Genomic DNA, 1,113 nt, shown 5'->3' with positions numbered 1-1,113 from the left:
GCTTCCTTATTAGATGGTCGGTTAAAAAAGCCGCGCCTACAGAGAAAGAAATCGTAGCGGGGGGCAAAAACGAGATTCTCCCGCTCTCTAGTTTGCGCTTTATTGCCGCGCTAATGGTACTATTTGTTCACCTGCCGATTGAGCGAGATTGGCCCCTCTACTTTTACAGCTTAATCCGCAATAGTTTTATTGGGGTAAGCCTGTTTTTTGTACTGAGCGGTTTTATCCTTTGCTATACCTACTACCCGATTCTTCAAAAGGGCTTGAAGGGTAGGCTCTGGAACTTTTGGGTTGCTCGTTTTGCCCGCATCTATCCGGTGTATCTGCTGACGTTGCTGTTGAGCTTGTTCTTAAAAAATAGCTTCGCCGTCGCGGGTCCCTTTTACAGTCTTTTGCATCTGCTAGGTCTCCACACCTACATCTCCGACCCATACTACTTTATACTTTTCAACGTGCCTTCATGGAGTGTAAGCGTAGAAATATTCTTTTACATGCTTTTCCCCTTCCTGCTCTACCTAGTGATACGTTATCTCAAAACTGTACCGCTACTGCTACTTACGGGCGCGGGCTTATTGGCAATTCAGTTCAGCTTGCTGCTCTTGGCAAGAGGTTGGAGCTTCAACGACCAATACCATATTTTCTACTATACAGGACCCGGTAGGCTCTGCGAGTTTTTGATGGGTATTCTAGCGGGGAAATTATTCTTGCTGTGGCGGTATCGTCCGGTGAGCAAAAGGGAATTGCGCTGGGTTTCGTTGCTGGCGTTTATCTCTCTGGCTGGCGTAATAGGCATAATGACGATAGATAAAACTGTGCTGCAAATCTATCGTTTGGGGACTATTTACGCCGTACCGTTTGCGATAATAATTTTCTGGCTGGCGCGTTATAACACCCGTACCAGCAAACTAATGTCTGCGCCCGTTTTTGTGCTGTTGGGCGAAGCGAGTTATAGCTTCTATCTGCTGCACATGCTAGTTACTCTAGTTATGAACAACCTGTTTGGCGATTACGTTTCAGGGGTAGCGGCTTATGTTTTGTACGGCGCAATGATAATCGTCACCTCCACTCTTTCGATTATTCTTTTCCAATGGTACGAAACTCCGGCGCGGGTAT

Annotated in this window: 1 protein-coding gene; it reads left to right on the top strand. The window is 46.5% G+C overall.

Features of this window, described 5'->3' with window-relative positions:
- The coding region (locus WCK19_RS18545; protein ID WP_342398895.1) for an acyltransferase at positions 1-1,113 on the top strand (1,113 nt) is incomplete at both ends.

The sequence above is a fragment of the Candidatus Chlorohelix sp. genome (assembly GCF_037138995.1).
Taxonomy (GTDB): domain Bacteria; phylum Chloroflexota; class Chloroflexia; order Chloroheliales; family Chloroheliaceae; genus Chlorohelix.
The sequence above is the reverse complement of the archived record's forward strand: the minus strand, read 5'-3'. Positions and strand labels throughout refer to the sequence as shown.